General features: G+C 29.3%; 3 protein-coding genes. 1 reads left to right on the top strand and 2 read right to left on the bottom strand.

Annotated features, from left to right (window positions below):
• The coding region (locus tag QXE01_11900) for an oligosaccharide flippase family protein (GenBank protein MEM4971941.1) at positions 1 to 1,352 on the top strand (1,352 nt) is incomplete at its 5' end.
• A 698-nt stretch (positions 1,353 to 2,050) separates the two neighbouring features.
• Here QXE01_11900 and QXE01_11895 read toward each other — a convergent pair.
• On the bottom strand, positions 2,051 to 3,025 hold the full coding sequence (locus tag QXE01_11895) for a glycosyltransferase (GenBank protein ID MEM4971940.1): 975 nt from the start codon (positions 3,023 to 3,025) through the stop codon (positions 2,051 to 2,053).
• Positions 3,026 to 3,077: 52 nt separating this feature from the next.
• The gene (locus tag QXE01_11890; GenBank protein MEM4971939.1) at positions 3,078 to 4,028 is read right to left on the bottom strand and encodes an FkbM family methyltransferase; all 951 of its coding nucleotides are present in this window, start codon (positions 4,026 to 4,028) and stop codon (positions 3,078 to 3,080) included.
• Positions 4,029 to 4,080: the final 52 nt, after the last annotated feature.

Here is a 4,080-nt window from a genome sequence, read left to right as displayed (position 1 = left end):
TTTTCTTTATATTTACTGCAAAGATAACTGAACCAGCATTCTTCGGTAAAATTGCGATAATACAACTTCTTGAAGTGATGACCTCATTTTATGCAATCCTTAATACAAACATTATAGTAAGAGAAGTATCTTACATGTACGCGCAAAATAATATAGAAAAGAGATTTCTTAGCACAGTCTTAATAACCCCATTCTTAGTTTCACCGTTTTTTCTAATTCTTTTAATCTTCCCAAATTATGTAAAACTAACGATACCATATTTAATACTTTACTTGTTTTACGCATATTCAGGCTCAGTATTAGCTGGTTTGAATAGATTTACTGAAGGTTCAATAATTGGCATAATTTTTCTTGTAATAAGATGGGGGTTTTCACTTGTCGCTGTTATTTATCATAATATCTATTTGTTCATCCTAATTTGGACTTTAGGTGGGCTTTTAACGAGCTTATCATCCTTTCTGATAATACATAATCACGTTAAAGGTTTACCATTAGTTTTTGATTATAATATTTTCAAAAAAGTCTTTAAAGAGGGATTGCCATTTTATTTATCAAATTTCTCTAATTTTCTGAGTTCTCAAGGGGATAGGGTTACTACTGCTTATTTATTAGGCTCTGCTGATCTAGGGATTTATCAATTTTCTGCACTTCTATCTGGAGTACCTAGTATGATGATTAATGCCGCAAATTATGCTCTATTAACGTCTTCCTCATATTATAAAGCAAAAGGTAAGAGTGAATTAAAAATGAGTAAAATAACGTTTAAGGTTACTGCGATAATGTCGTTTATCGCTTCAATCTTATCTTTACCAATTGCGTATTATCTAGTTCCAATTTTATTCCCAGCTTATAAGAGTGGTTTGCCAGTGATTACAATATTACTACTAACACTTACTCTTACTATGCCGATAAATATTCTAACTCAGTTAATTATAGCCTTCAAGAGAAATTTGAGGCCATTTACCTTCTTGTCAATAGTTACTGGACTAACAGTGGTTACTACATCCTTTATTCTAATTCCTAGGTTAGGGATTTTAGGAGGAGCTATTTCTCAATTATTATCCTCAATAATTAGTTCTTCATTCATCCTATGGTATTCTTTATATACTAAAGTATTTGAATTAGGGAGAAAGGAGTTAGTTGTATTATCACTAATTCCAATAATTTTCGTTTATGAAGTATTTCTTGATCCTTTCCCATACCCTCTCTTCTTCGACCTACTTTTGTTATTATTTCTAATTCTCTTTTTTAAGAAAATAAGATTATTTGAAAGTGATGAAAAAGAAATAATATTTTCCTTTATAAATGATAAATTGAGTTTTATGAAGACTTTGATAAAACTACTGCTATAAAAGATATGCCGTTAGAAATTTCTTATCTCTACTACAAGAAGGTATCATCTGTGTTAGTTGCAGAGATTATGTGTATCATGAAATTCTTACTAGCTTATTAGTTCTTTTAAAAGCATTTTTTCTCGTTTGTATGATTTTAGATTTAGTAGTAATTTTACTCTTTGCGATATGGTGGTAAAGTGGCTAAAGAAAAAATCAATGATTTAGTAGTAATTTCTTAACATCTAGGACTAGTTAGAGCCTATAGTTTGAATATAATCTAACAAATAATTAATTATTGCAACTTTGCTTTTAGTGATCTAAAATAAATATAATGTGATAAATAATTAAAATTCAATACTTTCTGTAAATGATTTTCTTTCAACCTCAGCCTTTTTAAAAAAACTTACGAGACTTCTTCATAAAGCTGAAAATGCTTCATAACATTTTAAATATTATCTTGTAACTAGCTATAGTTTTAGTATAGAAAGGTTTGACATAAGGAATTTAGCACAAATCCCTAATAATTATTCTAGCTGGATCTGCTTATTATAATAAAGACTTAAGAGGATTTGTCTAGATTAAGGTAAATTTTAAGTATAATGGTAGTTTATGTTGATTCAAGAAGCTGATAATTAGTAATGTATCTACTAAGAGAGAATTATTAGAATATGGAATAATAGTATGTTATACCTAATTAGGATATAAGCAATCTTTTATTATTCTAGATTAAAAAATCTTTTTGCTCCATAAGCAACAATTTTCTCTCTTATTGGCCTAGGTAGAAATAATGCAAACCCAAGAATTGCTTTACCTAAATTAACCTTAAATGACCATCCTGCAGCAATACGAGTTAATAATACAAATTTTTCGTATAATGTGAAATCTATATCTGGACTCTTCCCATTCAAAAGCAAATATGATCCATAATACTGTAGCTTATTACCAACTCTAGCCATTTCTATACGTTTTTTCACTTCTTTACTACAATCCTTAAACTTATTAAAAAGTAAATCATAATCGTGTAGGTGTCTAGTATGATATAATACTCGTTTTGGTAAGATTGACGAATTACTTGTATTAAAATTGTGAACCCTATATAATGTTAATTTCTCCTTACTTAAATAATATCCCTCGTAATTTTGATTACAAATTGAAACAAAAGCGAAATACATGTCAACTGCTAATTCTATTGATTTTAAATCATCATCTATAATATCCCTCCTTAAAGCAATAGAAGAACTATTAATAATCTCTGAATAATGTTTGTAATAATTATACGTCTTAGAGTTTAATAGAATGTCTTTCATTATGTCTTTTTCTCCTATCTTATTGCCGAATTGGTCTATTAGAATAAGCGAATTTCTGAACCCTCCTATTTTCCTCTCTTTAAAAGCATTATAAACCACCTTTAACCTATTCTCGTCATACATATCATCATCATCTAGAAAGGTTATAATATCACCCTTAGATTCTTCTATACCTTTATACAGAAACTCTCCTTGCTTTTTAGAATCATCATAAATTATCTTAGCCCCGTTTTTTCTAGCATAATCATCAACTTCTTTGTCCTCTTCCTTTTTTACCACAATAACCTCATACAAATTTCTGTCTAGGCTTTGATTAAAAACACTATTCAAAGCGTATTTTAAATAGCCCCTCTTATTATACTCACCAACAATAACACTAATCACAATTGATAATGATTAGAAAACTCTAAAAAACTAACCATCACACTAAAGTAAATTAATTGTTCTTTGTAGCATACATAAATCCTACCTTAGCATTTCTATCATACTTTACTGAGAATCCTTTGCTTTTCAACAAATTCGCTAAATTTGTAGGCCCATTATGATATTCTAAAATAATACTTTCAATCTTATCATATAATTCATCCGATAAGTAAGGTAAAGTATCGTACTCACAACCCTCACAATCCAATTTTAGGAGAGAAATAGAGGATATTTTAAAATCATTAACAATCTTCTGAAGAGAAATAGTCTTAACCCTTAAAACTTCAAACTTAACACCCTTAGTTATCTCACTAATAGGTTTAAATGAGTTTATGTTAGGATTACTTTTTGAGGCGTAAAGTATTGCCTCACCCTCTTCTCTAGCTAACGCGTAGGGTAAGAGTATTATTTTATCTTCTAGATTATTTATCTTCACGTTCTCTTTAGCTAATTCAAAACTTTCTGGAAAGGGCTCTAAGCCAATAACTCTTTCAGCACCATTCAATGCGAAATAAATTGAAGAATCCCCAATGAAAGCTCCAATGTCTATGACAGTACCATGAAACCTTTCACCATAAACCTTATCAATGAACATCTCTAAAACATGTCCAGCATCTGCTGCAATTTCACGTCTAATTTTGAAGCAAGGGTTTTTTGACTTATAACATAATGTAATCTTTTCTGAATTATCTGCTATTGTCCAACCAGCATCTAATAGTTTAAGAATACTATATATAGAAAATGATGATATAAGATATAATTGATTGTTAGCATTTGAGTTACTATTGCTAATGTATTGTTTTCCGTTCTTTACTATAACCTTAATAGGTCTTTCTTGTTTGCCTAGCATTTTTAGAATTTCATTCCTAATTACATTAAACACTATTTCATTACTATTGACAGTATAACGTCTAGCTAGTTTGCTTATCACGATAAACTTTCTTAGCTTTCCTTCTGTAGTCATGATTACTCTTTATTTGCTCTTTAATAAAAAGCTTTACTACTGTAGCTAATAA

The sequence above is a fragment of the Sulfolobales archaeon genome (genome assembly GCA_038897115.1).
In the GTDB taxonomy this organism is placed as follows: domain Archaea; phylum Thermoproteota; class Thermoprotei_A; order Sulfolobales; family AG1; genus AG1.
Note: the sequence above shows the minus strand (reverse complement) of the source record. Positions and strands in the feature narration are given on the sequence as shown.